Here is a 26646-nt window from a genome sequence, read left to right as displayed (position 1 = left end):
GGCGTGGCGGGCGGGCGGGTTTGCGGCGACGATCCGGACTATGCGCCTCTCAACCACGGCCGCGCGCCGCTCGCTCCCGGCCGCCCTGCTCGCCGGCTGCACCGCCGCCCTGCTCCTCCAGCCCGCCGCCACCGCGACCCCCTCGCCGGCCCCGCAGCGCCAAGACTTCGCCGGTGGCGGCTCGACCACCACGCTGCCGCTGCCCGCCGGGGCCGTCCTCGCGCCGCGCGGCACCGAACCCTTCGAACTCCTCGGCCTCGGCTGGGACGGCCCGACGCGGGCGCTCGCCGACGCGGTGGTCCGGGTCCGCACCCGGGACGCGGCCACCGGCCGCTGGAGCGGCTGGCACCGCCTGGAGACCGAGGCCTCGGACGGCCCCGACGACGCGGCGCACGGCGCCACCGCCCCGCTGTGGACCGGCCGCAGCGACGGCGTCGCGGTCGAGGTCAGGCCCGGGCCCGCCGGAGTGCCGCCCGGGCTGCGGCTCGACCTGGTCGACCCGGGGCGGGGCGCACCCTCGACCGCCGTACGGACCCTGCCCGCGGAACCGCCCGTCGAGCCGCCGTCCGGTGGGCCGACGACGCCGCCGTCCGTCGAGCCGCCGAAGCCGCCGTCCGGTGGGCCGACGACGCCGCCGTCCGTCGAGCCGCCGTCGAGGCCGACCGCCGGGTCGGCCGGCGGCCAGGCCCCGCGCCCGGGGATCGTCACCCGGGCCGGCTGGGGCGCCGACGAGTCACTGCGCGACCAGGAGTTCGAGTACACCGGCCCGGTCCGCGAGGTCTTCGTCCACCACACCGCCACCGCCACCGACTACGCCTGCGCCGACGCACCCCGGGTGATCCGGGCGATCTACGTCTACCACGTGAAGACCAACGGCTGGCGGGACATCGGCTACAACTTCCTGGTCGACCGCTGCGGCACCGTCTACGAGGGCCGGGCCGGCGGCGTCGACCTGCCCGTCCACGGCGCCCACACCCTCGGCTTCAACACCGACTCCACCGGGGTCGCCGCGATCGGCACCTACGACGGCGACCAGCCGCCCGGCCCCCTCCTCGACGGCCTCGCCGCCCTCGCCGCCTGGAAGCTCGGCCTCACCGGCCAGCCCGCCGACGGCCGGACCCAGCTCACCTCCGGCTCGGACGCCAGCCGCTACCCCAAGGGCACCGTCGTCGACTTCGACGCCGTCTCCGGCCACCGCGACGGCGTCGCCACCGAATGCCCCGGCGCCGCCCTCTACGCCCGCCTCCCCGACCTGCGAGCCGCCGCGGCCGCCCTCCAGACCGGCTGACCCCGTGCCCGTCCGCCGTCCACCCGGCCTGTCCGGCCTCCCGCGTATCGTTCATATCCGGAGGCGACGCGGGAGGCGACGGCAGTGGAAGCAGTACGGCGCTGGCGTCCGGGCTTCCCGCTGGACGTCGCCCGCACCCTGCTCCCGCTGCGCCGCGGCCCGGCCGACCCGGCCTACCGCAGCACCGGGGACGGCGCCGTCTGGCGGGCCTCCCGCACCCCGGCCGGCATCGGCACCCTGCGGGTGCTGCCGCGCCCGGCCGCCGGCGAGGTAGAGGCGAGCGCCTGGGGCCCGGGCGCGGACTGGCTGCTCGACCGCCTCCCCACCCTGCTCGGCGCCCAGGACGCCCCGGAGTCGCTGGTGCTGCCGCCCGGCCCGCTGCGGGACGCCCAGCGCCGTACCGCCGGGGTCCGGCTGGCCAGGACGGGGCTGGTGCTGGAGTCGCTGGTCCCGGCGATCCTGGAGCAGAAGGTCACCACCGACGAGGCCTACCGCGCCTGGCGCACCCTGCTGCGGGACTTCGGCACCCCGGCACCGGGCCCGGCCGAGGGCATGCGGGTGGCGCCGTCCGCCCGCGAGTGGGCGCTGGTGCCGAGCTGGGAGTGGCACCGGGCGGGCGTGGACCCGAAGCGCTCCGCGACGGTCATGCGCGCCGTCCGGCTGGCGCCGCGGCTGGAGGAGGCCTCGGCGATGGGCCACGAGGAGTCCTTCGCCCGCCTCACCGCCGTCCCGGGCATCGGGGTCTGGACGGCCGCCGAAACCCTGCAGCGCAGCAACGGCGACGCGGACGCGGTCTCGGTCGGGGACTTCCACCTCCCCAACCTCGTCGGCTGGGCCCTGGCCGGCCGCCCCCGCAGCGACGACGCCCAGATGCTCGCCCTGCTGGAGCCCTACCGCCCCCAACGCCACCGCGTCTGCCGCCTCCTCCTGGCCACCGGCACCCACGCCCCCCGCTACGGCCCCCGCCTGACCCCCAACGACCACCGCCACCGCTGACCGCGAACCCCCGCGCGGTGTACACATCCCTGTGTACGCTCGAGGCATGACTGACGCACTGAGCATCCGTGAAGCCCGCGCCCACCTCGCCGAGGTCGTCAGCCGGGCCGAGGCCGGCGAGATCACCGTGATCACGCGCAAGGGCGAGCGTGTCGGAGCGGTCGTGCCGATCGAGATCCTCGATGCCATAGAGGAGGCAGAGGACGAACTCCTGGCCCGTGAGGCGCGGAAGCACCTGGACGAGCCGACCGTCACCATGGCCGAGCTGCTGGTGGACCTGTTCGGCCCGCCGACGGACTCCGCCGGGAGCGCCGCGTGAAGTACGCCTTCGGATTCACCTCGCACGCCCGACGCCAGCTGCGCGCGATCGGCCGGCTCGAGGCGATGCGCATCCTCACGGCACTCACCGCGCTGGGGGACGACCCGTTCGCCGTGGGGCCCGACGTCAAGAAGCTGACCGGCAACGACGGCCTGTACCGGCTCCGCGTGGGTGACTTCCGCGTGGTCTACCAGATCCGCGGCGATGAGCTGCTGATCCTCGTCGTCCACGTCGGCAACCGCCGGGACATCTACCGCGGCCTCTGACCCCTACCGCACCACGACGAACGCGTCGGCCCCCCGCTCCCCCCGAGCCTTCGCCGGCTCCGCGGGCCGGCCCACCGCGACGGCCCCCATCGGGTCCCAGCCCGCCGGGAGGTCGAGCACCTCCCGCACCGTGTCGCGGCAGAACATGGTGGACGAGACCCAGGCGGAGCCGTAGCCCTCGCCGGTGAGCGCGACCAGCAGGTTCTGCACGGCGGCGCCGGCGGCGACGGTGAACATCTCCCGTTCGGCGGCGGCCCGGCGCGGGTCCGGGTAGTCGTGCGAGCCGTCCATCACCAGGCAGGGCACCACCAGGTACGGGGCGTCCCGCAGGACGTTGCCGCGGGCGGTGCGCCGGGCGATCCTCGCCTCGTCCCAGCCGTCGAGTTCGCGCAGGTCGCGCTGCCAGGCGGCGAGCATCGCGTCGAGCAGCCGCACCCGGGTGTCGGCGGACTCCAGCAGCACGAACCGCCACGGCGTGGTGTGGTGCGGGGCGGGCGCGGTGACGGCGGCGGCGACGGCGCGCCGGACGGCGGCCGGGTCGACCGGCTCGGCGGTGAAGGAGCGGACGGTGCGCCGCAGGGTGACGGCCTGCCGCAGCGCCTCGGAGGTGCCGAGCCGGAACATGTCGTCCACCGAGGGCCGGACCAGCGGCCGCACGCCCTCGCCGTCCTCGGCGGTGACCAGGTGGCCGAGTCCGCGCACGACCGCCACCGGGACGCCGGTGGCCTTGCCCTTGACCAGGTCGGCGGCGGCGGCGAGTTCGTCGGCGGTCGCGGTGACCGTCATCTCCAGCGCGTTGCCGTGGCTGTCGGTGCGGCCCCGGTGGTCCTCCAGGACGGAGAGGCCGGCGGCGCCGATCGCCACGTCGGTCAGCCCGTTGCGCCAGGGCCGTCCGAAGGTGTCGGTGACGACGACGGCGAGCCGGACGCCGGTGAGCTGCTGGAGCCGGGCCCGCAGTGCCCGGGCGGAGGCGTCCGGGTCCTCGGGCAGCAGCAGCACGGTACCGGGGGCGGTGTTGGACGCGTCGACCCCGGCGGCGGCCATGACGAAGCCGTTGCGGTTCTCCACGATCCGGATCGGCCCGCGCCGGGCGACCAGTCGGACGGTCTCGGCGTCGATCGCGGCCTCGCGGTCGGCGGCGTGCAGCAGCCGGCCCTCGGCCTTGCTGACGATCTTCGAGGTGACCAGCAGGATGTCGCCGTCCCGGTACGTCCCCGCCTTGGCGACGAGTTCGCCGAGGTCCGCCCCGGCCGCGACCTCGGGCAGCCCGTCGACGCCGATGACCTCCAGCGTCACTTCCGCACCTGCTCCACCAGCGCGAGCGCCGTACGCGCCATCTCGGCGGTGGCCTCGACGTCGGTCATCAGCAGCGGGACGGCCCGGCAGGCGATCCCGGCGGCCTCGACGGCGGCCACCGAGGCCTCGTCGACGGTGTCCACCAGCCAGCCGTCGATCAGTTCCGAGCCGTAGTTCAGCGCGACCGCCTCGGCCGTGGCCTCGACGCCGACGGCGGCGAGCACCTTGTCGGCCATGCCGCGCACCGGCGCCCCGCCGATGATCGGGGAGAGCCCGACCACCGGAGCGGGCGCGGCGGCGACCGCCTCCCGGATGCCGGGGACGGCGAGGATGGTGCCGATCGAGACCACCGGGTTGGACGGCGGGAACAGGATGACGTCCGCCTCGGCGATCGCCTCCAGCACGCCCGGCGCGGGCTTGGCGGTGTCCGCGCCGACCGGGACGATCGCCTCGGCGTCCACGGCGGCGTGCAGCCTGACCCAGTACTCCTGGAAGTGGATCGCCCGGCTGCCCTGCTCGTCGGTGATCCGCACGTGGGTCTCGACCCGGTCGTCACTCATCGGCAGCAGCCGCACGCCCGGCTTCCAGCGCACGCACAGCGCCTCGGTGACCTGGCTGAGGCTGTACCCGGCGGTGAGCATCTGGCTGCGCACCAGGTGGGTGGCGAAGTCCCGGTCGCCGAGCCCGAACCACTCGGGGCCGACGCCGTACTCCTTCATCTCCGCCTTGATGGACCAGGTCTCGTCGGTCCGGCCCCAGCCCTGCTCCTCGTGGATGCCGCCGCCGAGGGTGTACATCACGGTGTCGAGGTCGGGGCAGACCTTGAGGCCGTAGAGGTGGATGTCGTCACCGGTGTTGCCGATGACGGTGATCTCGTCCTGCGGTCCGACCGCCGCCCGGAGTCCGCGCAGGAAGCGCGCTCCGCCGATTCCGCCTGCCAGTGCCACGATGCGCATGGGGCTCATCCTGCCACGGTCGGACTGCCCGTCAGCCCGTGGTCAGTGCGACCCGGCCGGCGCCTGCCGCCCGGGGTGCTGCTCCGGGTGCTGCTCGGGGACGGCGGGGGCGCCGTACTGGTTCATCTCGGTCAGGCCGGGGGCGTAGAGGTGAATGGAGACGGCGGGTTCGAGGGCGCCGTTGACGACCTCGTGCAGGTAGCCGGAGGAGAACACCCTCTGCCCGCCGGGCCGCAGCACCCGGGCCCCGTCGCCGGCGTGGGTGAGGGAGCGCTCGATCAGCTCGCCCCGGACGACGCTCATCACGCCGGAGGACTCGCCGTGGTCGTGGAAGCCGCTGCCCTGGCCGGGCAGCCAGCTGAGCAGCCAGACCTCGTAGCCGGGGCCGGTCTCCAGCCGGGCGTACCAGCGGGTCAGCGCGTCGTAGCGGACCAGCGGCTCCCAGCGGTCGCGGTCGGCGGCGATCTCGCGCACCAGCCGGGCGTACCCGGCGACGGTGGTGGGGTGGGCGGGCAGGTCGGTGCGGGCCAGGTGCGGGAAGGCGAGCGGGTCGCCCGCGATGGAGACGTCGCTGAGGCCGTCGGCCCACCGGGGGGTCCGGGTGTCGGCGGTGGTGCCGGTACGGGCGGTCGCGGTACGGACGGTGGCGGGGCCACGGCGGGCGAGCTTGTTGCGGTCGCGGTTCCGCTCGCGGATGCGGATCATGCGCACGGGAGTCGTCCTCGGAGGAGTCGGCCGGGTTCGTCGGGATCGGCCGGATCCGGGATGTCCTGGGACGGGAGTCGCGGGCGGCCTCTGTGCTTCCTGGGGGCGGCGCGCGGTGGGACGCGGGCGCCTAGATACAGCAGGAACAGAGGCGACAACAGAAGTTCACGGCACGGCGGAGGGTGGAACCGCTCCGAGGGCTGGCGAACTCTGACATAGGGAAAAGGAGACCGCATCCGCGGGGGCGGTGTCAAACCGCAGGATGCGGCATTCGGGTGGGTTAAGTCCGGATCTTGCCCTGATGGGGTGATTCATCACTCTCTATGTTTCGATGGGAAGATCGCCGGGAAGGCAGGCCGATGACCGGCCTGTGGCGGTGACCCTGCGTCACCTGGTGAATGGTTGCGGATGGTTCGGCGCTGTTCAGGACCTTGAGGCAGAAGGTCCGATGTGTCCGGATATGTACACTATTCGTAACGGCTTGGTGCCAGGGAGTGAATCCCGGCCCCAATACCAGAGCTCGGCTTGACTGGGCCAGAGTGACGCAACTGTAATTTCACTCGTGTCGTCAGCCGCACGAGGCAACGGCAACCACGGGGACGCCAAGTAGGGGCAGAGGAGGCGCGCCACATGAGCGAGCTCTTTGAGCTGTTGATCGGGGACGGCATCGCGGAGGACGAGGAGGAACTCGGTTGGCAGGAGCGCGCGTTGTGTGCCCAGACCGACCCGGAGTCCTTCTTCCCCGAGAAGGGCGGCTCGACCCGCGAGGCCAAGAAGGTCTGCCTCGCCTGCGAGGTCCGTTCGGAATGCCTGGAGTACGCGCTCGCCAATGACGAGCGCTTCGGCATCTGGGGCGGCCTCTCCGAGCGCGAGCGCCGTCGGCTCAAGAAGAGCGCGGTCTGACCGGGCGGCCCCCTGCCCCCGCTGACCGACCGACAACGACGGACAGCCGCACAGCTGTACGGGCGCCTCACCGCGACGGTGGGGCGCTTTCGTGTTCCCGGGGCCCCCTTCACCGTCTCCGCACGCACACCCCGGACGAACCGGCCACCCGGAGCCGTTAGTGTGGTGCGCCATCCGGTTGCCGTTCACCGGCTGTGTCCACCGAGAACTGGGGCCCGCGCACTCGATGACCGTCTACAGCCACCAGAGCGGCTTCACCGCTTCCCGGCCGCCCGCCTATCCGCGCCACCTGGTCACCGCCGTGGTCGTCTCGCACGACGGCGCCCGCTGGCTCCCGCAGGCCCTGGCCGGCCTGCTCGGTCAGGACCGCCAGGTCCAGCGGATCCTCGCCGTGGACACCGGATCCACCGACAACTCCCCGCAACTGCTCGCCGACACCCTCGCCGACTGGCTGCCCGACAGCGGTCCGCTGGTCCTCGGCCGCCGGGCCGGCTTCGGCACCGCCGTCGCCGAGGCCGTGTCGGGCAGCGCGCCGCTGCGCGCGGAGGACCTGCCGTACCGGCTCGACCCCTCCGGCTACGACCCGGTCACCGGCGGCTGGGACGACTTCGGCGACCCGCTCGCCCAGGAGGACGACCTCGGCCGCGGCGGCCCGCGCGAGACCCGGCCGGTCGAGTGGCTCTGGCTGCTGCACGACGACTGCGAGCCGCAGACCGACGCGCTGCGCCGACTGCTCCAGGTCGCCGACTCCACCCCCAGCGCCGCCGTGGTCGGCCCCAAGCTGCGCAGCTGGTACGACCGCCGCCAGCTCCTGGAGGTCGGCGTCACCATCGCCCGCTCCGGCCGCCGCTGGACCGGCCTCGACCGCCGCGAGCAGGACCAGGGACAGCACGACCAGGTCCGTCCGGTGCTCGCCGTCTCCAGCGCCGGCATGCTGGTGCGCCGGGACGTCTTCGAGGAGCTCGGCGGTTTCGACCGGGCCCTCCCGCTGATGCGGGACGACACCGACTTCTGCTGGCGGGTCAACGCCGCCGGCCACCGGGTGGTGGTCGCCCCCGACGCCGTGCTGCGGCACGCCGAGGCGTCCGCCCGCGAGCGCCGCCCGATCGACTGCGGCCCCTCCCACCCGCACCGGGTGGACAAGGCCGGTGCCGTCTACACCCTGCTCGCCAACTGCAAGGGCGCGCTCTTCCCCTACGTCCTGCTGCGGCTGGTGCTCGGCACCCTGGTACGGGCCGTCACCAACCTGCTCGGCAAGGACCCGCGCCAGGCGTTCGACGAACTCGCCGGCCTCGGCCACGAACTCGTCCGCTTCCCTAGGCTGCTGGCCGCGCGCAAGCGCCGCGCCCGGTCCCGGGCGGCGGACGCCCTGGACGACCGCACGCTCTTCCCGGCCCCCGGCGCCACCACCCGGCTGGCGGTCGAGGGCGTGGTCGGCTCGCTCGGGATAGGGGGCGGCGACGACACCGGCGGCCGGCACGGCTCGGCCGAGGCCGGCGGCGACGAGGACGCCGAGGACCTGGTCGTCGAGCAGTTCGCGCTGCTCAAGAAGCTCGCCCGGCGCCCGGCGCCGGTTCTGTTCGCCGCCCTGCTGGTGTTCGCGCTGGTCGCCTGTCGCGGCCTGCTCGGCAGCGGCGGGCTGTTCGGCGGCGCCCTGCTGCCCGCGGCCGACGGCGCCGGCGGCCTCTGGTCGATGTACGCCGACGCCTGGCACCCGGTCGGCACCGGCTCCACCGCCGCCGCACCGCCGTACCTCGGCGTGCTCGCGGTGCTCTCCTGGCTGCTGTTCGACCACGCCGACCTCGCGCTCACCCTGATCGTGGTGCTCGCCGTCCCGCTGTCCGCGGTCAGCGCCTACCTGGTGTCCCGGCCGCTGCTGGACTCCAAGATGGTCCGCGCCTGGGCCAGCGCCGCCTACGCGCTGCTGCCCGCGGCGACCGGCGCGCTCGCCCAGGGCCGGATCGGCACCGCCGTGCTCGCCGTGCTGCTGCCGCCGCTGGCCCGCGCCGCCGCCATCGCGGCCGGCCTCGGCATCCGCGCGGAGAGCGCCGCCCAGGGCGCCCGCCCGGGCTGGCGCCCGGTCTGGATGACCGTCCTGCTGCTCACCCTGGCCACCGCCTTCGTCCCGATAACGTGGGCGCTCGCGGTGCCGCTCTGCCTGGCGATGCTGGTCGTCGCGGTGCTGCGCGGCGGCGCCTTCGGCTCCGGCGGCAGCGCGCTGCGGCTGCTCGGCCTGCGCGTCCTGGTGATCCTGGCGGTGCCGGTCGCGGTGCTGGCCCCGTGGTCGCTCACGGTGCTGTCGCACCCGCAGTGGCTGCTGCTGGAGGCCGGGCTGCCCGGACTGCACGGCGCCGGCGCGAGCGCGGCCGGCCTGCTGCTGGTCAACCCGGGCGGCGCCGGGGTGCCGCCGATCTGGCTCTCGGCGGGCGTCGTGCTGGCCGCGCTGGCCGCGCTGCTGCGCGCCGACCGCCGCCGCGCGGTGCTCGCGGCCTGGGGCGCGGCCGGCGCCGGACTGGTCTTCTCGGTCGTGGTGGCGGGCACCTCCGTCACCCCGGCCTCCGGCGGCCCGGCGGTGCCCGCCTGGGCCGGCCCGGCCACCCTGATCGCCGGGCTCGCCCTGCTGGCCGCCGCCGCGATCGGCGCCGACGGCGCCAACGCCCGCGTGGCCGGGATCGCCTTCGGCTGGCGCCAGCCGGTGGCCGCCCTGGTGGTGGCCGCGGCCGTGCTGGCCCCGCTGGGCACCGGCCTGTGGTGGGCGCTGACCGGCGCCGGCGGTCCGCTGCACCGCGGCCAGTCGGACCAGGTCCCGGCGTTCATCGCCGAGGAGGCCGGCACCACCGACCGGGCCCGCACCCTGGTCGTCACCGGGGAGCCGGGCGGCGGCGCGGTCCGCTACACCGTGCTGCGCGGCGCCGGTCTGACGCTCGGCCAGGCCGAGTCCACCGTCGATCCGGCGACCGGCACCCAGGACGGCCTGAACAAGATGGTCGGCAGCCTGCTGGCCGGCTCCGGCGCCGACCAGGCGAGCGCCCTGGCCGGCTACGGCATCGCCTACGTGCTGGTCCAGCAGCCGGTGATCGACGTCTTCAAGGACGTCCTGGACACCACCCCCGGCCTGGTCAAGGCCAACCAGGACGGCGCCGCCGCGCTCTGGCAGGTCAACGGCACCCCCGCAGTCCGCGCGGTGATCACCGCCCCGGGCGCCAACCCGGTGGTCGTCCCGTCCGGGGCCCGCGACCTGTCCGCCACCGTCCCGGCCGGTCCGGACGGCCGGGTGCTGCGGCTCGCCGAGTCCGCCGCCCCGGAGTGGAAGGCCACCGTGGACGGCACCGCGCTGGAGCCCACCACGGTCGACGGCTGGGCGCAGGGCTTCAAGCTCCCGGCCGCCGGCGGGAAGCTGAGCGTCACCCGGGAGGGCGGCGCCGCCCACACCGGCTGGATCTGGGCCCAGGTGCTGCTCGGCCTCACCATCCTGGTGCTGGCCCTGCCCGGCCGCCGCAGCCACAAGGACGACGACCTGCCCGAGGAGGTGGTCGCCGCCGCCGCGCTGGCCGCCGCCGCCCAGGCGCAGGCCCCCGCCCCCGGCAGCCGCCGGGCCCGCCGGATGGCCGAGCGCGGCGAGGGTGCCGAGGGCACCGAGGGCGGTGCCGACGAGTCCGGGGTGTACGACCGGCCGGGCGCGATTCCGGCGCAGCCGATCGGCGAGCCGGTGATCGGGGCCGTCCAGGCGGCCGCCGCCGTCCAGGACGCCGAGCAGTACACCGACCCGTACCAGGCGTACCAGCAGGCCGACCCGTACAGCTACGACCAGTACGCGGCCCAGCAGCCGGTCGCCGCGCCGTACGGCGGCCAGGGGTACGACGGCCAGGGCTACGACGCGCACCGGCAGCAGGGCTACGAGCAGCCGTACCAGCCCGCCGAGCAGCAGCCGTACGGCTACGACGCCCACGGGTACGACGGCGGCCGGCAGCCGGAGCAGCAGCCCTGGGAGCCCGGCCGGCAGGGCGAGCCCTACTACGACCCGAACGACCCCAACGGCCCCGGCCGGTACCCGCACCAGCACGGATCGGGGAGCTGACCCGCGATGAAGAAGCCCGCATTCAGGAAGAAGTCCGGCGCCGGCGAGGCCGCCGAACCGGCCGGGACCGCCTTCGCGGCGGAGCCGTCCGGCCCGGCCGAGGCCGCCCGCTCCGGTCGCGGCCCGTTCCGCGGAGGGGCCGGCGGCGCGGCCAGGACCACCCAGTCCCTGCTCGCCGCGGCCGTGGTGCTCGCGGCGGTGTTCGGCATCGCCCAGCTGCGCGCGCCGGCCGTCCCGGCCAAGGCGGCCACCGGCGCCGCCCCGACCACCGCGCAGGTCGAGCGGACGTCGGCGGTCTGCCCCCAGCCGGTCCAGGGCCTGACCGGCTCGACCACGCTCACCGCCTACACCCCGCCCGGGACGGGCGCCGCCACCGGCGGGGCCGGCTGGCTCTCCGACGCGGCCGCGCCCGCCGTGCCCGCCGCCCAGCCGACCGCCGCGCCGGCGGCCCCGGCTCTGCCCGCCGCCCCGGCGCCGACCGGCTCGGCCGCCCCGAGCGCCCCGGTCCAGGACAAGAACGCGGCGCCCGCCGACGCCCGGCTGACCGTGCCCAAGCCCGGCACCCCCGCCACCGGCCCGGCCGCCAACGGCGACACCGCGCCCGGCACCGGGGCCGTCGCCACCGGCGCCCTGGCCCCCGGCTTCACCGTCACCCAGACCACGGTGGTCACCGAGCAGCGCGGCCTGGGCCTGTCCGGCCTGACCTGCACCCCGGCCGGGACGAGCTTCTGGTTCGCCGGGGCCAGCACCGCCGGCGACCGGGTCGACTACGTCAGCCTGGTCAACCCCGAGTCCTCCGCCGCGGTGGTGGACATCAAGCTGTACGGCGACAAGGGCCTGATCGACAACGACGCCGCCAACGGCATCACCGTCTCGCCCGGCAGCTCCCAGGCCGTCCTGCTGTCGACCCTCAGCAAGGGCGCCGTCGCCGACCTCGCGGTGCACGTGGTGGTGCGCTCCGGACGGGTCGGCGCCGCACTGCACGCCGCCGACGCCGGCAAGGGTGCCGACTGGATCCCGGCCTCGGCCGACCCGGCACCCGTCCAGGTGCTGCCCGGCCTGCCCGCCGACACCGCCTCCGCCCGCCTGGTGGTCTGGGCGCCGCCGGAGGACGACGCCGACCTGAAGGTCCAACTGTCCGGCAAGAACGGCTGGTTCAGCCCGGCCGGCAACGAGTCGATCCACGTCAAGGCGGGCATGGTGGCCGCCGTCGACCTCGGCAAGGTCACCCGGGACGAGGTCGCCGGGCTGCGGCTGTCGCCCAGCGACGACAAGCACCGCACCCCGGTGGTGGCCGGGCTGCGGATCGACCGGGCGGCGGCCAACGGCAAGAGCGACGCGGCCTGGCTGGCCGGCAGCAACCCGGTCGGCGCCCGCGCCACCGTCGCCGACAACCGGGCCGGCGCCTCCACGCTCTACCTGACCTCCAGCGGCGAGGCCGCCACCGTCCGGGTCACCGCCTCGGCCGGCAGCGGCGGCGGCACCCCGGCCACCAAGGAGGTCCAGCTCCCGGCCGGCGGCACGGTCGCCCTCCCGGCGCCCGAGCCGGCCGGGCTGAACGGCGTCTTCGCGCTCACCGTGGAGACCGTCTCCGGCGGCCCGGTCACGGCGGCCCGGATGCTGTCGCTGCCGGCCAAGGACGTGCCGATGTTCACTGTCCAGGCGCTGCGCGACGACCACAGCACCGTCAAGGTCCCGCAGGCCGGGCAGGACCCGGGCGTCGTGCTGCGCTGAGCGGCGGACGGGGCGGCACCTCCGGGTGCCGCCCCGTCGGGCTCGGTCCTCGTCGGGCTCAGTCCTCGTCGTAGCGCGGGTCGATGGCGTCCGGGGAGAGCCCCAGCAGCTCGGCGACCTGCTCGATCAGGATCTCGTGCACCAGCGCCGCGCGGTCCTCCCGGGTCTTCGCCCGGATCTCCACCGGCCGCCGGTACACCACGATCTGGCTCTTGCGCCCCTGCTGGCCCGGCGAGACCCGCCCCAGCGGCACGCCGTCCTCGGCGTCGGCGCCGTCCGGCTCGTGCAGCGGCACCTCCTGGACGGCGAACTCCACCTCGATCAGCTGCGGCCAACGCCGTTCGAGACGCTCCACCGACTCGCGCACGTAGTCGTCGAACAGTTCGGAGCGGGTGAGCGAGATCGGCACCTGGGGCGGCGCCAGCGGGCCGCGCAGGCCCCTGCCGTGCCGGTCGCGGTGCCGGGGGCGGCGCGCTGGGCCTGTCGATGACTGCGGTGCGGAGCTGTCCATATCACTGCCGAGGGTAGTCCTTGGACGGTCGGAAGTGGACCACTCCGACGGGGAATCGCACGGGGCGGCGGATACACGCCCCCGGCGCCCGGACGGCGACACGGCACCCCCTCCGGGCAGGCGGTCTTCGCTCCCCGGCGGGGAGTGCGGTACCGTCCACCCTCGTGAGCTCTGTACGTCGTTGTTCGCGGACCGCGTGCGGCCGGCCGGCCGTCGCGACGCTGACGTACGTCTACGCGGACTCCACCGCCGTCCTCGGGCCGCTCGCCACCTACGCCGAGCCGCACTGCTACGACCTGTGCGCCGAGCACGCCGAGCGCCTCACCGCCCCGCGCGGCTGGGAGGTCGTCCGGCTCGCCGCCGAGGCCGGGCCGCTGCGCCGCAGCAGCGACGACCTGGAGGCGCTGGCCAACGCCGTGCGCGAGGCCGCCCGCCCGCAGACCCCCCGTCAGGGCCGCGCCCCCGAGGGCGAGTCCACCGAGGGCGGCCGCCGCGGCCACCTCCGGGTCCTGCGCTCGCCCGACAACTGAGGACTCACCCGGCACGGGGCGTTCGTCCGGCCCGGGTACGCTGCCCGTCTACCGTCACCGCGCCCGTCGACCGGACGCGCGGTGGCCCAGACGTTCCGTGATCAGTCCTAAGACCAGGGTGGAGCCGCAGTGCGCGACCTCAAGCAGCTCGTGAAGGCGTACGACGTCCGGGGCGTCGTCCCGGACCAGTGGGACGAGAGCCTGTCCCGGGCCTTCGGCGCCGCGTTCGTGCAGGTCACCGGCGCGACCGCGATCGTGGTCGGGCACGACATGCGGCCCTCCTCCCCGTCGCTGAGCCTGGCCTTCGCCGAGGGCGCCGCGGCCTACGGCGCCGACGTGGTGCAGATCGGGCTGTGCTCCACCGACCAGCTGTACTACGCCAGCGGCAGCCTCGACCTGCCCGGCGCGATGTTCACCGCCAGCCACAACCCGGCCCAGTACAACGGCATCAAGCTGTGCCGGGCCGGCGCCGCCCCGGTCGGCCAGGACACCGGCCTGTCCGAGATCCGCGAGCTGGTCGAGTCCTGGACCGCCGAGGACGACACCGTCACCGTCCCGGTCAGGGACGTGGAGCCGGGCTCGCTCTCCGCCCAGGACACCCTGCGCGGCTACGCCGACCACCTGCTGGGCCTGGTCGACCTCACCGCGATCCGTCCGCTGAAGGTCGCCGTGGACGCCGGCAACGGCATGGGCGGCCACACCGTTCCGACCGTCTTCGACGGCCTGCCGATCGAGCTCGTCCCGATGTACTTCGAGCTGGACGGCACCTTCCCGAACCACGAGGCCAACCCGCTCGACCCGAAGAACCTGGTCGACCTCCAGGCCAAGGTCCGCGAGGTCGGCGCCGACCTGGGCCTGGCCTTCGACGGCGACGCCGACCGCTGCTTCGTCGTGGACGAGCGCGGCGAGCCGGTCTCCCCGTCCGCGATCACCGCCCTGGTCGCCGCCCGCGAGATCGCCCGCGCCCGGGCCACCGGCGAGGCCGAGCCGACGATCATCCACAACCTGATCACCTCCTGGACCGTCCCCGAGGTGGTCCGCGAGCTCGGCGCCAAGCCGGTGCGCACCCGGGTCGGCCACTCCTTCATCAAGCAGGAGATGGCCGAGACCGACGCCGTCTTCGGCGGCGAGCACTCCGCGCACTACTACTTCCGCGACTTCTGGCGCGCCGACACCGGCATGCTGGCCGCGCTGCACGTGCTGGCCGCGCTCGGCGGGCAGCCGGGCACGCTGTCCGAGCTCACCGCGGAGTACGACCGCTACGCCGCCTCCGGCGAGATCAACAGCACCGTGGCCGACCAGGCCGCCAGCACCGCCGCCGTCCGCGCCGCCTACGCGGGCGCGGAGGGCGTCACGGTGGACGAGCTGGACGGCCTGACCGTGGCCGGCCCGGACTGGTGGTTCAACCTGCGCGCCTCCAACACCGAGCCGCTGCTGCGCCTGAACGTCGAGGCCAAGGACCCGGCGAGGATGGCCGAACTGCGCGACGGCGTGCTCGCCGTCGTCCGCGGCTGACCCCGCACCCGAGCACCGCGACCGGGGCCCGCGCCTGATCACGGGCCCCGGTGCCCCGGCCGGTAGGGTTTCCTATCGGCCGGGGCACCTCCGTGCCACCCACGAACCCTGGAGAGCCCCATGAAGCTCGAATCCTTCCTGCTGGAGATCCTGCTCTGCCCGCAGTGCCGGGCCACGCTCGTCGAGGGCGGCACCGAGGAGCAGCCCGAGCTGGTCTGCACCGGAACGGACTGCGGCCTCGCGTACCCGGTCCGCGAGGGCATTCCGGTCCTCCTGGTGGACGAGGCCCGCCGCCCGGCCTGATCCTGGGGGCGAAGCCCCGAGTCCGACGTTCCACCGCAGGTCGCGAAAGGCTTCCCCGCACCCGCGGGGTCAGCCGCCCACCGCAGGTCGCGAAAGGCCCTCCCCGCAGCCGCGGGGGCCGGCCGCCCCGCCCCGACCGCCCGGCGCGCAACGGAACGCGCGCCCAGGACCGCAGCCGGAGGTTTGCCGCATGCTCGACGACACCCTGCTCGACGATCCGGCCGCCCTCCGGCGCGCCGACCGCGACCGCGCCCTGCTGGCCCTGGCCGGCGCCGGCGCGCGGGTCCGCACCGCGCTGCGGCAGGCCGAGGCGGCCGGCCTGGACCGGCTGCGTCCGGACGGCCGCCCGCGCGCCGTCCTGGTCGCCGGGCACGGCAGCGCGCTGACCGCCGCCGAGATGCTGTCCGCGCTGGCCGGCACGGCCTCCCTGGTCACCCCGCTGCCGCCGACCGAGGCGGCCGCCCCGCGCGCCGACCGGGCCGGCGCCCCGCCCGCCCTCACCGCCGGGCTCGGCTGGCAGCTGCCCGGCTGGGCGGGCCCGCTGGACCTACTGGTGATCAGCTCCGCCGACGGCGGCGAGCAGGGCCTGGTCGGCCTCGCCGAGCAGGCGTACGCGCGCGGCTGCGCGATCGTCGTCACCGCCCCGCCCGGCAGCGCGCTGGCCGAGGCCGCGCTGCAGGTGCGCGCGCTGCCGCTGCCGTTCGTGGCCTCGGTGGCGCCGGAGGACCTCGCCCCCGTCCCGGCCGCCGAGCCGGACCTGCCGCCCGAGGACCCGGCGGCGCTCTGGTCCCACCTCACCCCGCTGCTGGCGCTCGCCCAGAAGATCGGCCTCACCCAGCTCCCGTACGACGCGCTGCCGGCCGTCGCCGACCTGCTGGACGCCACCGCCGTGCGCTGCCGCCCGGACGCCGCCGCGTACACCAACCCGGCGAAGGGCCTGGCCGCCCGGCTGGCCGGGACGGTCCCGCTGCTGTGGGCCGAGGGCCCGATCGCCGGGGCGGCCGTCGCCCGGTTCGCCGCCCAGCTGGCCGACCGGGCCGGCCGCCCGGCGCTGGCCGGGCCGCTGCCGCAGGTGCTCACCGCCCACCGGGGCATGTTCACCGGGCAGTTGGGCGGGGGCGCCGACCCGGACGACTTCTTCCGCGACCGCGTCGAGGAGCCGGACCCGCTGCACCTCCAGGTGCTGCTGCTGCGGCACGCCCCGGGCGCGGCCGGTACGGCGCAGGACGGGCAGGACGGGCAGGACGGCCCGGCCGAGGTGCCGGAGGACGACCCCGGGCCGCGCGGCTTCGGGGTGACCAGGGCGCACCGGCTGGCCGCCGCGCACGACGTCCGGCTGACCGAGTACGCGAGCGCCCGGCCGGACGCGCTGCACGCGCTGGCCGACCTGGTCGCGTTGACCGACTTCGCCGCCGTCTACCTGGGGCTCGCCGCCGCGCAGGCCTGAGACGTCGGCCGGTCTGGGCCCCCCGGCCGGTACGGTAAGCGCTCGACGAGCAGATCGCCCCGTCGAGCAGATCGACCCGTGAGGATTGCGAAGGCATGAGTACCGAAGGCGGCACCAAGGCACTGATCGCGGCGCTGTCCGCGAACCTGGCGATCGCGGCGGCCAAGTTCACCGCCTTCGGCTTCACCGGCTCCTCCTCGATGCTGGCCGAGGGCGTGCACTCGGTGGCCGACTCCGGCAACCAGGTGCTGCTGCTGATCGGCGGCAAGCGGGCGCGCCGGGCGGCCGACGAGGAGCACCCCTTCGGGTACGGCCGCGAGCGCTACGTGTACGGCTTCCTGGTGGCCATCGTGCTGTTCAGCGTCGGTGGCTTGTTCGCGGTCTACGAGGGCTGGCACAAGATCAGCCACCCGGAGACGCTGGACGCCTGGGGCTGGGCCGTCGGCGTGCTGGTCTTCGCCATCGCCATGGAGGGCTGGTCCTTCCTGACCGCGATGCGGGAGTCCAGCAAGGCCAAGGGCCGGCAGGGCTGGGTGCAGTTCATCCGCACCGCCAAGGCGCCGGAGCTGCCGGTGGTGCTGCTGGAGGACACCGGCGCGCTGATCGGCCTGGTGCTCGCGCTGTTCGGCGTCGGGCTCACCGTGATCACCGGGGACGGCGTCTGGGACGGCGTCGGCACCCTGTGCATCGGCGTGCTGCTGGTGGTGATCGCCGTGGTGCTCGCCCTGGAGACCAAGTCGCTGCTGCTCGGCGAGTCGGCCGACAAGGAGTCGGTGCACCGGATCCGCGAGGCGCTGGTGGACGGCGAGACGGTCACCCGGGTGATCCACATGCGCACCCTGCACCTCGGCCCGGAGGAGCTGCTGGTCGCCGCCAAGGTGGCCGTCAACGCGGAGGACAGCGCGGCCCGGGTGGCGGAGGCGATCGACGCCGCCGAGGAGCGGGTCCGCGCGGCCGTCCCGATTGCCCGGGCGATCTACCTGGAGCCCGACGTCTACAGCGCCGAGAAGGCCGCGGCGGGCGACGACCCGGCCGCCACGCCGGGCGGTCCCGGCCCGGGCGGGGCGCACTGACCCCGGTCCGCGGCCAGGCCCGGGAGCGGGTCGGGGCGGGGGCCGAAATCGGTCATCGGCGGACGACCGGCAGGGCCGTCGGTGTAGATTCGTCACCAGAGCCAGAACGTCGCTGCTGATGGCGGTCGATCGGCGGTCGGCATCCCGTGGGGTGTGCGCCGGTCGAGGGAGAGAGGTCCTCCGACGGTTTGTGCTGCGCAACGGAAGCCGGTCCACCACGGACCCGGCCCTTCCGGCGTGGCCGTGCACCCGTACGGCCGACGCGCGCGACGCACGCCCGGACCTATGGCCCCACCCCCCTCAGCGAGGAGCAGACGCATGTCGACCGACATCACCGGTGACTTCAAGGTCGCCGACCTTTCCCTGGCGCCGTTCGGCCGCAAGGAGATCCAGCTGGCCGAGCACGAGATGCCCGGTCTGATGGCGATCCGCGCCGAGTACGCCGAGGCGCAGCCGCTGGCCGGCGCCCGGATCACCGGCTCGCTGCACATGACCGTGCAGACCGCCGTCCTGATCGAGACCCTGACGGCGCTCGGTGCCGAGGTCCGCTGGTGCTCCTGCAACATCTTCTCCACCCAGGACCACGCGGCCGCGGCCATCGCCGTCGGCCCGGAGGGCACCCCGGAGAACCCGCAGGGCGTGCCGGTCTTCGCCTGGAAGGGCGAGACCCTGGAGGAGTACTGGTGGTGCACCGAGCAGGCCCTGACCTGGCCTGACGGCAAGACCCCGAACATGATCCTGGACGACGGCGGCGACGCCACCCTGCTGATCCACAAGGGCGTCGAGTTCGAGAAGGCCGGTGCCGCGCCGGACCCGTCCACGGCGGACAACGACGAGTTCCGGATCATCCTGGAGCTGCTCAACCGCACCCTCAAGGACACCCCGAACAAGTGGACCGAGGTCGCCGCCACGATCAAGGGCGTGACCGAGGAGACCACCACCGGTGTCCACCGCCTGTACGAGATGCACCGTGACGGCAAGCTGCTGTTCCCGGCCATCAACGTCAACGACGCCGTCACCAAGTCGAAGTTCGACAACAAGTACGGCTGCCGCCACTCGCTGATCGACGGCATCAACCGCGCCACCGACGTCCTGATCGGCGGCAAGGTCGCCGTCGTCGCCGGCTACGGCGACGTGGGCAAGGGCTGCGCCGAGTCGCTGCGCGGCCAGGGCGCCCGCGTGATCATCACCGAGATCGACCCGATCTGCGCGCTCCAGGCCGCGATGGACGGCTACCAGGTCACCACCCTGGAGGAGGTCGTCTCGATCGCCGACATCTTCATCACCACCACGGGCAACAAGGACATCATCCTTGCCTCGCACATGGAGAAGATGAAGCACCAGGCGATCGTCGGCAACATCGGCCACTTCGACAACGAGATCGACATCGCGGGCCTGTCGAAGCTCCCCGGCATCGTGAAGACCGAGGTCAAGCCGCAGGTCCACGAGTGGCGCTTCGCGGACGGCCACACCATCATCATGCTGTCCGAGGGCCGCCTGCTGAACCTGGGCAACGCGACCGGCCACCCGTCCTTCGTGATGTCCAACTCCTTCGCCAACCAGACGATCGCCCAGATCGAGCTGTTCACGAAGACCGAGCAGTACCCGATCGGCGTCTACGTGCTGCCGAAGCACCTGGACGAGAAGGTCGCCCGCCTGCACCTCGACGCGCTGGGCGTGAAGCTGACCACCCTGACCCAGGAGCAGGCCGACTACATCGGCGTTCCGGTCGAGGGCCCGTACAAGGCGGAGCAGTACCGCTACTGATCGCATCGCCCGACGGTCCGACGGCCGGCGCCCTTCCTCCGGGGGCGCCGGCCGTCGGCGTCGGCGGGCCCGGTCAGCGGCCGGTGGTCCAGGACCCCTCGTCCGCGCCGAGCACGGTGAACCGTTCGAGCAGGCCCGCGAGCCCGCCGGTCCGCTGCACCGCCGGGATCGTCGCCGCGCTGCCGTTGGCGCAGAGCTGGACGCCCTTCTCGACCCGGCACACCGGGGTGCCGCCGTCCGGCCGGCCGTCCGCGAACACCCCGAAGCCGTCCGGCTGGACCGTGACGCTCAGCCACTTCCCGTCGACGGTGTACGACAGCATGGCGCTCCACGGGGGCTCGGAGCCCTTGGTGGGCCGGTGGAGCTCGACGTTCCGGGGCTCCAGCTCGGCGGGCACGCCGGTCGGCCGCACCGGGAACGGGACGTCCCGGCCGCCGAACTCGACGCCGGCCGCGACCCGGAGCAGGTCCTCCTTGACCTTCGCCCCGATCCACAGCGTGGCGCTCAGCTGGGCCCAGCGACCGGAAGCGGTCATCCAGCGCAGGCCGACCGGGGTCCCCGACGCGTCGGTGACCAGCCACCGGGCCTCCCGGCCGGCGACCGCGGGCGCGGCGACCGTGTGCACCCCGGGGGCGACGGACTCGCCGGGGTCGCGCAGCAGTTCGAGCCTCAGGGCGGGGACGGCGTTCTCGACGGCGGTCGTGGTGGCCGCGGTGACGACGGACCGGCCGTCGCTGTTCGCGTAGCCGACGGCCGGCCGGGCCAGCCACGGCGGCAGCCAGCCGAAGCGGGCCTCGGCGCCCAGCGGACCGGTGATCACGGCCGGCGTCGGCGTGGCGGTCGGGGACGGGACGAACGAGGTCGGGGCGGTGGGCGCGGGGACAGCCGGGACGGGCGGCCCGCCGGACGGGCGCAGCAGCAGGACGCCGGCCAGCACGGCGGCGGTCGACCCGGCCACCACGCCGACCAGGGCCTGCCGGCGTCGGCGTAGCCGGACCCGCCCGCGGGCGATCACCGCCGAGGCGTCGAGTGCGGCGGGCGGCGCCGGGGCCTCGGCGAGGGCGCTCAGCCGGGCGGTCAGCTCATGCTGTTCGTGCGACCTCATGACGTCCTCTCGGCGGTGGTGGGACGAGGGGCGAGCGTCGTCCGGAGGGTGGCGAGGGCGCGCGAGGTCTGGCTCTTCACATTGCCCGATGAGCAGCGCATCGCATCGGCGGTCTGGTCGACCGTGAGGTCGCAGTAGTACCGGAGCACCACGGTGGCCCGCTGTTTGGGCGGCAGCGCGGTCAGTGCCCTGCGCAGGTCGAGCCGGACGTCGAGGTCGGCGGCCACCGACGCGACCTCCGCCGGCGTCGCGGTCCGCGTCGTCCGCCGCCACCAGGACGTGCGCTGCTCGGCGAGGAAGGTGTTGACCAGCACCCTGCGGGCGTAGCCGTCCAGGTTCTCCACCCGGCCGGCCCGTGACCAGTTGACGTACAGCTTGGTCGCGCACTCCTGCACCAGGTCGTCGGCCCGGTGCCAGTCCCCGCACAGCAGATAGGCGACCTTGCGCAGCCAGCCGCTCCTGGACGCCAGGTACTCGGTGAACTCCACGTCGCGCGCCTGCTCCGCCATCCGCACCCCCTCTCGTCGTGGCGGCGGCGCCTTGTCGCGGCGTCCGCCGCTCTCATGCGGGTACCGGGCGGAAGGTTGCACGCGGACGCGCACGTAGGCTTTCCGGTATGCCTAACGGCCGGTACTCGCTCCACGACAGCCACGACCACCTGCTGCTCGGGGAGGAACGCTTCAGCTGCGCCCCCGGCGCGGCCGGGTGGCGGTACGTCTCCAAGACCTACGCGCCGGACGGCCGGGTGCTCGGCAGCACCGACCTCACGCTGGACTCGCGCGCCCGGCCGCTGCGGATGGAACTGCGGGCCGGCGGCTGGCAGGTGCGCGGCGGGGCGGTGGACGGGGTGGCCTGGGTCCGTACCGACGCCGCCGACCCCGGCGGCGAGCACGCGACGGAGGGCCACGACCGGGCGCACGCCTTCACCGGCCGCTCGCCGGGCTTCCTGGTCGCCACCGCCCGGCTGCTGCGGCTGCGGGAGGGGGCGAGCGCGCGGGTGCGGCTGGTGGCGTTCACCGAGCCGGTGCTGGCGCCGCGCACCCTCGACCAGGGATGGCTGCTGGAGGGCGTCGACACCCACGAGACGGACGAGGGGCCGCTGCTGGTGGAGCGCTACCAGGTGGCGGACCTGGAGACGGGCGAGCAGCAGGTCGTGCACCTGGCGGGCGACGTGGTGCTGGCGGCGGAGGGGATCGAGCTGGAGGAGCTGGAGTCGGCGCCGAACGCCTGGCGGGTGGGGGCGGAGGAGGAGTAGCGGGCCGTACGGCCGGGGCGGCCCGGCTCGGGCGTACCACCCGGTCCGGGGCGGACCGGTTCAGGCGGGCGGGGCGAAGCCGGTGTCCGCGGCGGGCTTGTCGAAGGACGGAGCCGGCGGTGCGGCGGGTGCGGCGGGCGGGGCCGGAGCCACGGGCGCGGGCTGCTGCGCCGGCAGGCCGAGGACCCGGGCGGGCCGTCCGCCGGCCGGGCCCGTCGGAACCGGCGCGGGGAACGGACCGGAGGCCGGGCGGGGAGCGGGCACCTGGGCGGCGGCCGGCGGGGCGAAGGGCGGCCTGCCCGCCCACAGTTGCTCCTGGGCCCGCGTCCACTCCCGCCGCTGGCGCTCGGTGAGCACCGCGCCCAGGTACGCCGCCGGGTGCAGCCCCGGGGCGATCGGGTGGCCGATCCGGTCGGACAGGTCCTCGGCCAGCCGGGTGGACATCCGGAGCATCACCGCCGGGTCCAACTGGCGGATCCGGCCCAGCAGTTGGCGGATGGCGAGCCAGAGCGGCTCCGGCACGGCGGACAGGTCCATCGCGACCAGCTCGTGGCCCATCGCCTGCAGCAGGTGCGGGTGGACCGGCGGCAGCGGGGAGGCGGAGCCGCCCGCGCCCGGGGTGCGCTCGCGGACGACCACCGTCCCGGCGAAGATGTCGCCCAGCCGCTTGCCGTCCGAGTGCACCGCCGACGTGATCACGGCCGGGGCACCGGTCAGCACGATCATCTCGAAGAAGCCGACCAGCCCGCGCACCAGCGAGTGCCGGAACCGCACCGGCCCGCCGTCGGTGCGCACCACCCGCAGGCCGAGCGCGGCCTTGCCGAGCGAGCGGCCGCGGGTGAGGGTCTCGACCATCACGGGGACGGCCACCAGGAAGAAGACGGTCAGGCCGATCATCGTGGCGGCCAGCGCCGCGCCGTCCAGACCGATCAGGGCGATGCTCAGCGCCAGCGTGAACACCAGCAGGGCGGCGAACTCCACCAGCAGGTCGATCACGATCGCCAGGGCCCGGCTCGGAAGCTTCGCCGTCTGGAGGCCGAGGACGACCGCCTCACCCGTCACCAGGTCGCTCAAGACACCCGTCCGTTCACGTTCTTGGAGCCCGTACGGCTCGCGCATGGAGATCCGGCCCCGGGGAGGGCGGCGGTGCCGGGGGAGGGAACCACCCCGGATCGGCTCCCCGTGACCCGCTCCCCGCCGTCTGATCCGCAGCCGCAAACATACGGGGCCCGGTGGGCGCACGGGAAGTGAGATCCCGACGGCCGGGGCGACGGCCGCTGCTGGCATGCTGGGCCGCACGTGTCCGCCGGCACCCGCCCGCCCGGACCGACCCGCCCGCGCACGCACGTCCGCGCCCGCCGCCGATCAGGGAGCCGCCGAAATGGACCTGGACGTCTTCGTCGCCACCCACCAGGGGGAGTGGGCCCGACTGGACGCCCTCGCCCGTCGGCGCCGGCTCAGCGGGGAGGAGGCCGACGAACTGGTCACCCTCTACCAGCGCGCCACCGGACACCTCGCCAAGGTCCAGGCCGCCGCGCCGGACCCGGCCCTGGTGAGCCGGCTGACCGGCCTGGTCTCCCGCGCCCGCAGCGCGGTGACCGGCGCCCGGACCAACGGCTGGCAGGACGTCGCCCGCTACTACGCGGTGAGCTTCCCGGCCGCGCTCTACCGGGCGCGCCGCTGGTGGATCCCGGTGGCGGTCGTCTCGATGGCCGCCACCGCACTGCTCGCGTGGTGGATGGCCAGCCACCCCGAGGTCCGCAACAGCCTGATCGCCCCCGAGCACCTCCAGGAGCTGACCCGCCCCGGTGGCCAGTACGAGTCGTACTACTCGGACCGGCCGGCCAGTTCCTTCGCCGCACAGGTGTGGACGAACAACGCCTGGATCGCCGTGCAGTGCCTGCTGTTCGGGATCGCGCTGGGCATCCCGGTGCTCTACGTGATGTGGACCAACGTGCTCAACCTCGGCATCGGCGTCGGGCTGATGGCCTCCGCCGGGCGCCTCGACGTCTTCCTCGGCCTGCTCATCCCGCACGGCCTGCTGGAGCTGACCGCGGTCTTCGTGGCCGGCGGCCTCGGCCTGCGCCTCGGCTGGACCGTCATCGACCCCGGTCCGCGCACCCGGTCGGTCGCGCTGGCGGAACAGGGCCGCTCGATCATCGGCATGTCGATCGGCCTGGCGACGGTCCTGGCGGTCTCCGGCGTCCTCGAAGCCTTCGTGACCCCGTCCGGCCTGCCGACCTGGGCCCGCATCTCCATCGGCGTGCTCGCGGAGGCGGCTTTCCTCCTCTACGCCCTGGTGCTGGGCCGCCGGGCCGCCGAGGCCGGGGAGTTCGGCGATCTGGACGAGTCCGACCGGGCGGACCTCCAGCCCGTCGCCGCCTGAGCCGATGTGATCGACAGGCCCCTGACCTGCTAGTCTTCCTCTCAGCCCGGTCAAACCATTGACGTGGTGAGGGTGGGCTAGTAGGTTTGAACGGTTGGGACTGACTGGACAACGGTCGGGCCCGGGCGCTAGTGTCTACGACACCGCCGAATCGAGGCGAGCGCGTTTCACGAAATGCGCGCCCTCCGACGAAGCAAATCCCGCGGACTGAACACTCCGAAAGCCTTTGATAGGCTTGGGAACGAAGTCGCAGGAAATCCCGCCAGCGGGAATCGGATGAATTGAAACTCCGGAAAACGGAGCGGAAAACGTCTGGTAAGCTGGAAACACGGAAGAACGAAGCCCGGAGGGCCTGCTGGAAGGCGGCTCGAAGGAAGCGTCCGTTCCTTGAGAACTCAACAGCGTGCCAAAAGTCAACGCCAGATATGTTGACATCCCCGGCCTCAGGATTCCTGGGGTTGGAGATTCCTTTTGAAACAAACACTAGCGAGGACGCAGTGCGCGGGGCCGCCCTATTCCGGTGGTTGCCGTGCCGCTCAACGCGGGTGTGCACCCGATTACGGGTAAACATTCACGGAGAGTTTGATCCTGGCTCAGGACGAACGCTGGCGGCGTGCTTAACACATGCAAGTCGAACGGTGAAGCCCTTCGGGGTGGATCAGTGGCGAACGGGTGAGTAACACGTGGGCAATCTGCCCTGCACTCTGGGACAAGCCCTGGAAACGGGGTCTAATACCGGATACGACCTTCCTCCGCATGGGGGTTGGTGGAAAGCTCCGGCGGTGCAGGATGAGCCCGCGGCCTATCAGCTTGTTGGTGGGGTAATGGCCTACCAAGGCGACGACGGGTAGCCGGCCTGAGAGGGCGACCGGCCACACTGGGACTGAGACACGGCCCAGACTCCTACGGGAGGCAGCAGTGGGGAATATTGCACAATGGGCGAAAGCCTGATGCAGCGACGCCGCGTGAGGGATGACGGCCTTCGGGTTGTAAACCTCTTTCAGCAGGGAAGAAGCGCAAGTGACGGTACCTGCAGAAGAAGCACCGGCTAACTACGTGCCAGCAGCCGCGGTAATACGTAGGGTGCGAGCGTTGTCCGGAATTATTGGGCGTAAAGAGCTCGTAGGCGGCCTGTCGCGTCGGATGTGAAAGCCCGGGGCTTAACCCCGGGTCTGCATTCGATACGGGCAGGCTAGAGTGTGGTAGGGGAGATCGGAATTCCTGGTGTAGCGGTGAAATGCGCAGATATCAGGAGGAACACCGGTGGCGAAGGCGGATCTCTGGGCCATTACTGACGCTGAGGAGCGAAAGCGTGGGGAGCGAACAGGATTAGATACCCTGGTAGTCCACGCCGTAAACGTTGGGAACTAGGTGTTGGCGACATTCCACGTCGTCGGTGCCGCAGCTAACGCATTAAGTTCCCCGCCTGGGGAGTACGGCCGCAAGGCTAAAACTCAAAGGAATTGACGGGGGCCCGCACAAGCAGCGGAGCATGTGGCTTAATTCGACGCAACGCGAAGAACCTTACCAAGGCTTGACATATGCCGGAAACACCTGGAGACAGGTGCCCCCTTGTGGTCGGTATACAGGTGGTGCATGGTTGTCGTCAGCTCGTGTCGTGAGATGTTGGGTTAAGTCCCGCAACGAGCGCAACCCTTGTTCTGTGTTGCCAGCATGCCTTTCGGGGTGATGGGGACTCACAGGAGACTGCCGGGGTCAACTCGGAGGAAGGTGGGGACGACGTCAAATCATCATGCCCCTTATGCCTTGGGCTGCACACGTGCTACAATGGTCGGTACAAAGGGCTGCGATGCCGTGAGGTGGAGCGAATCCCAAAAAGCCGGCCTCAGTTCGGATTGGGGTCTGCAACTCGACCCCATGAAGTTGGAGTTGCTAGTAATCGCAGATCAGCATGCTGCGGTGAATACGTTCCCGGGCCTTGTACACACCGCCCGTCACGTCACGAAAGTCGGTAACACCCGAAGCCGGTGGCCTAACCCGTAAGGGGAGGAGCCGTCGAAGGTGGGACCAGCGATTGGGACGAAGTCGTAACAAGGTAGCCGTACCGGAAGGTGCGGCTGGATCACCTCCTTTCTAAGGAGCACATAGCCGCTTGCAGGCGAATGTCCTGCACGGTTGCTCATGGGTGGAACGTTGACTATTCGGCACAGTGGAGAACGGACTGCCAGTACTGCCCTTCGGGGCGTGGAAGA

General features: G+C 73.6%; 22 protein-coding genes and 1 rRNA gene. 16 read left to right on the top strand and 7 right to left on the bottom strand.

Annotated elements, in window-relative coordinates; all coding sequences use genetic code 11:
- Positions 1–40: 40 nt before the first annotated feature.
- From ACZ5GH_RS14415 to ACZ5GH_RS14400, 4 genes are all read left to right on the top strand, one after another.
- Entirely contained in the window at positions 41–1288 is a 1248-nt protein-coding gene (locus ACZ5GH_RS14415) for a peptidoglycan recognition protein family protein (protein ID WP_464334444.1), read from the top strand.
- A gap of 84 nt (positions 1289–1372) precedes the next feature.
- Positions 1373–2284 (top strand): DNA-3-methyladenine glycosylase family protein, encoded by a 912-nt coding sequence (locus ACZ5GH_RS14410; RefSeq protein ID WP_401119114.1) that lies wholly within the window; start codon positions 1373–1375, stop codon positions 2282–2284.
- 46 nt (positions 2285–2330) lie between these two features.
- Positions 2331–2603, top strand: coding sequence for a type II toxin-antitoxin system Phd/YefM family antitoxin (locus ACZ5GH_RS14405; RefSeq protein ID WP_387760706.1), 273 nt, complete (start codon positions 2331–2333; stop codon positions 2601–2603).
- Positions 2600–2869 carry a type II toxin-antitoxin system RelE family toxin gene (locus ACZ5GH_RS14400; RefSeq protein WP_387760707.1) on the top strand — a complete coding sequence of 90 codons (270 nt, stop codon included), beginning with the start codon at positions 2600–2602 and terminating at the stop codon, positions 2867–2869. The genes ACZ5GH_RS14405 and ACZ5GH_RS14400 overlap by 4 nt, the downstream gene beginning before the upstream one ends.
- 3 nt (positions 2870–2872) lie before the next feature.
- Here the strand turns inward: ACZ5GH_RS14400 and ACZ5GH_RS14395 are convergent, their stop codons facing one another.
- The 3 genes from ACZ5GH_RS14395 to ACZ5GH_RS14385 are packed head-to-tail and all read right to left on the bottom strand — an operon-like array spanning position 2873 to position 5832.
- On the bottom strand, positions 2873–4165 hold the full coding sequence (locus ACZ5GH_RS14395) for a coenzyme F420-0:L-glutamate ligase (RefSeq protein ID WP_464334443.1): 1293 nt from the start codon (positions 4163–4165) through the stop codon (positions 2873–2875).
- Positions 4162–5121 (bottom strand): 2-phospho-L-lactate transferase, encoded by a 960-nt coding sequence (cofD, locus tag ACZ5GH_RS14390; RefSeq protein ID WP_464334442.1) that lies wholly within the window; start codon positions 5119–5121, stop codon positions 4162–4164. The genes ACZ5GH_RS14395 and cofD overlap by 4 nt, the downstream gene beginning before the upstream one ends.
- A gap of 42 nt (positions 5122–5163) precedes the next feature.
- A complete protein-coding gene (locus ACZ5GH_RS14385; RefSeq protein ID WP_464334441.1) occupies positions 5164–5832 on the bottom strand; it encodes a cysteine dioxygenase in 669 nt (222 codons plus the stop codon).
- A 624-nt stretch (positions 5833–6456) separates the two neighbouring features.
- On the opposite strand from ACZ5GH_RS14385, the gene ACZ5GH_RS14380 reads away from it, so the two are divergent.
- The 3 genes from ACZ5GH_RS14380 (at position 6457) to ACZ5GH_RS14370 (ending at position 12541) form a co-directional block, all read left to right on the top strand.
- Positions 6457–6729: a WhiB family transcriptional regulator gene (locus ACZ5GH_RS14380; protein ID WP_030062195.1), complete on the top strand. Its 273-nt coding sequence runs from the start codon at positions 6457–6459 to the stop codon at positions 6727–6729.
- A 226-nt stretch (positions 6730–6955) separates the two neighbouring features.
- Positions 6956–10807: a glycosyltransferase family 2 protein gene (locus tag ACZ5GH_RS14375; protein ID WP_464334440.1), complete on the top strand. Its 3852-nt coding sequence runs from the start codon at positions 6956–6958 to the stop codon at positions 10805–10807.
- 6 nt (positions 10808–10813) lie between these two features.
- Positions 10814–12541 (top strand): DUF5719 family protein, encoded by a 1728-nt coding sequence (locus ACZ5GH_RS14370; protein WP_464334439.1) that lies wholly within the window; start codon positions 10814–10816, stop codon positions 12539–12541.
- 58 nt (positions 12542–12599) lie between these two features.
- Here the strand turns inward: ACZ5GH_RS14370 and ACZ5GH_RS14365 are convergent, their stop codons facing one another.
- Positions 12600–13052, bottom strand: coding sequence for a metallopeptidase family protein (locus ACZ5GH_RS14365; protein WP_049659268.1), 453 nt, complete (start codon positions 13050–13052; stop codon positions 12600–12602).
- Positions 13053–13216: 164 nt separating this feature from the next.
- Here ACZ5GH_RS14365 and ACZ5GH_RS14360 point away from each other — a divergent pair, with 164 nt between their 5' ends.
- The 6 genes from ACZ5GH_RS14360 to ahcY all read left to right on the top strand — a co-directional run bounded on the left by ACZ5GH_RS14360 (position 13217) and on the right by ahcY (position 19687).
- A complete protein-coding gene (locus ACZ5GH_RS14360) occupies positions 13217–13582 on the top strand; it encodes a DUF3499 domain-containing protein (RefSeq protein ID WP_280686050.1) in 366 nt (121 codons plus the stop codon).
- Between the two features lie 129 nt (positions 13583–13711).
- Complete coding sequence (locus ACZ5GH_RS14355) at positions 13712–15097, top strand: phosphomannomutase/phosphoglucomutase (protein ID WP_387760713.1); 1386 nt, start codon at positions 13712–13714, stop codon at positions 15095–15097.
- Between the two features lie 120 nt (positions 15098–15217).
- Positions 15218–15400, top strand: coding sequence for a Trm112 family protein (locus ACZ5GH_RS14350; RefSeq protein WP_387760714.1), 183 nt, complete (start codon positions 15218–15220; stop codon positions 15398–15400).
- Between the two features lie 190 nt (positions 15401–15590).
- Positions 15591–16847 carry an SIS domain-containing protein gene (locus ACZ5GH_RS14345; RefSeq protein ID WP_387760715.1) on the top strand — a complete coding sequence of 419 codons (1257 nt, stop codon included), beginning with the start codon at positions 15591–15593 and terminating at the stop codon, positions 16845–16847.
- Positions 16848–16942: 95 nt separating this feature from the next.
- Positions 16943–17920, top strand: coding sequence for a cation diffusion facilitator family transporter (locus ACZ5GH_RS14340; protein ID WP_387760716.1), 978 nt, complete (start codon positions 16943–16945; stop codon positions 17918–17920).
- 318 nt (positions 17921–18238) lie between these two features.
- Positions 18239–19687 (top strand): adenosylhomocysteinase, encoded by a 1449-nt coding sequence (ahcY, locus tag ACZ5GH_RS14335; RefSeq protein ID WP_387760717.1) that lies wholly within the window; start codon positions 18239–18241, stop codon positions 19685–19687.
- A gap of 73 nt (positions 19688–19760) precedes the next feature.
- Here ahcY and ACZ5GH_RS14330 read toward each other — a convergent pair whose 3' ends face one another.
- Together ACZ5GH_RS14330 and ACZ5GH_RS14325 are read right to left on the bottom strand one after the other, a co-directional pair.
- Positions 19761–20792: a hypothetical protein gene (locus tag ACZ5GH_RS14330; RefSeq protein ID WP_464334438.1), complete on the bottom strand. Its 1032-nt coding sequence runs from the start codon at positions 20790–20792 to the stop codon at positions 19761–19763.
- Positions 20789–21301: a SigE family RNA polymerase sigma factor gene (locus ACZ5GH_RS14325; RefSeq protein ID WP_464334437.1), complete on the bottom strand. Its 513-nt coding sequence runs from the start codon at positions 21299–21301 to the stop codon at positions 20789–20791. Before ACZ5GH_RS14325 ends, ACZ5GH_RS14330 begins: the two co-directional genes overlap by 4 nt.
- 107 nt (positions 21302–21408) lie before the next feature.
- Here ACZ5GH_RS14325 and ACZ5GH_RS14320 point away from each other — a divergent pair, with 107 nt between their 5' ends.
- Positions 21409–22047 carry a hypothetical protein gene (locus ACZ5GH_RS14320; RefSeq protein WP_387760718.1) on the top strand — a complete coding sequence of 213 codons (639 nt, stop codon included), beginning with the start codon at positions 21409–21411 and terminating at the stop codon, positions 22045–22047.
- Positions 22048–22107: 60 nt separating this feature from the next.
- Here ACZ5GH_RS14320 and ACZ5GH_RS14315 read toward each other — a convergent pair whose 3' ends face one another.
- Complete coding sequence (locus ACZ5GH_RS14315) at positions 22108–23121, bottom strand: RDD family protein (protein WP_387760719.1); 1014 nt, start codon at positions 23119–23121, stop codon at positions 22108–22110.
- A 307-nt stretch (positions 23122–23428) separates the two neighbouring features.
- Between ACZ5GH_RS14315 and ACZ5GH_RS14310 the strand changes: the two genes are divergently transcribed.
- Positions 23429–24433 (top strand): stage II sporulation protein M, encoded by a 1005-nt coding sequence (locus tag ACZ5GH_RS14310; protein WP_387760720.1) that lies wholly within the window; start codon positions 23429–23431, stop codon positions 24431–24433.
- 570 nt (positions 24434–25003) lie between these two features.
- Positions 25004–26527 (top strand): 16S ribosomal RNA (locus tag ACZ5GH_RS14305).
- The last annotated feature ends 119 nt before the right edge of the window (positions 26528–26646 follow it).

The sequence above is a fragment of the Kitasatospora sp. Xyl93 genome (genome assembly GCF_055383135.1).
The sequence above is the reverse complement of the archived record's forward strand: the minus strand, read 5'-3'. Positions and strand labels throughout refer to the sequence as shown.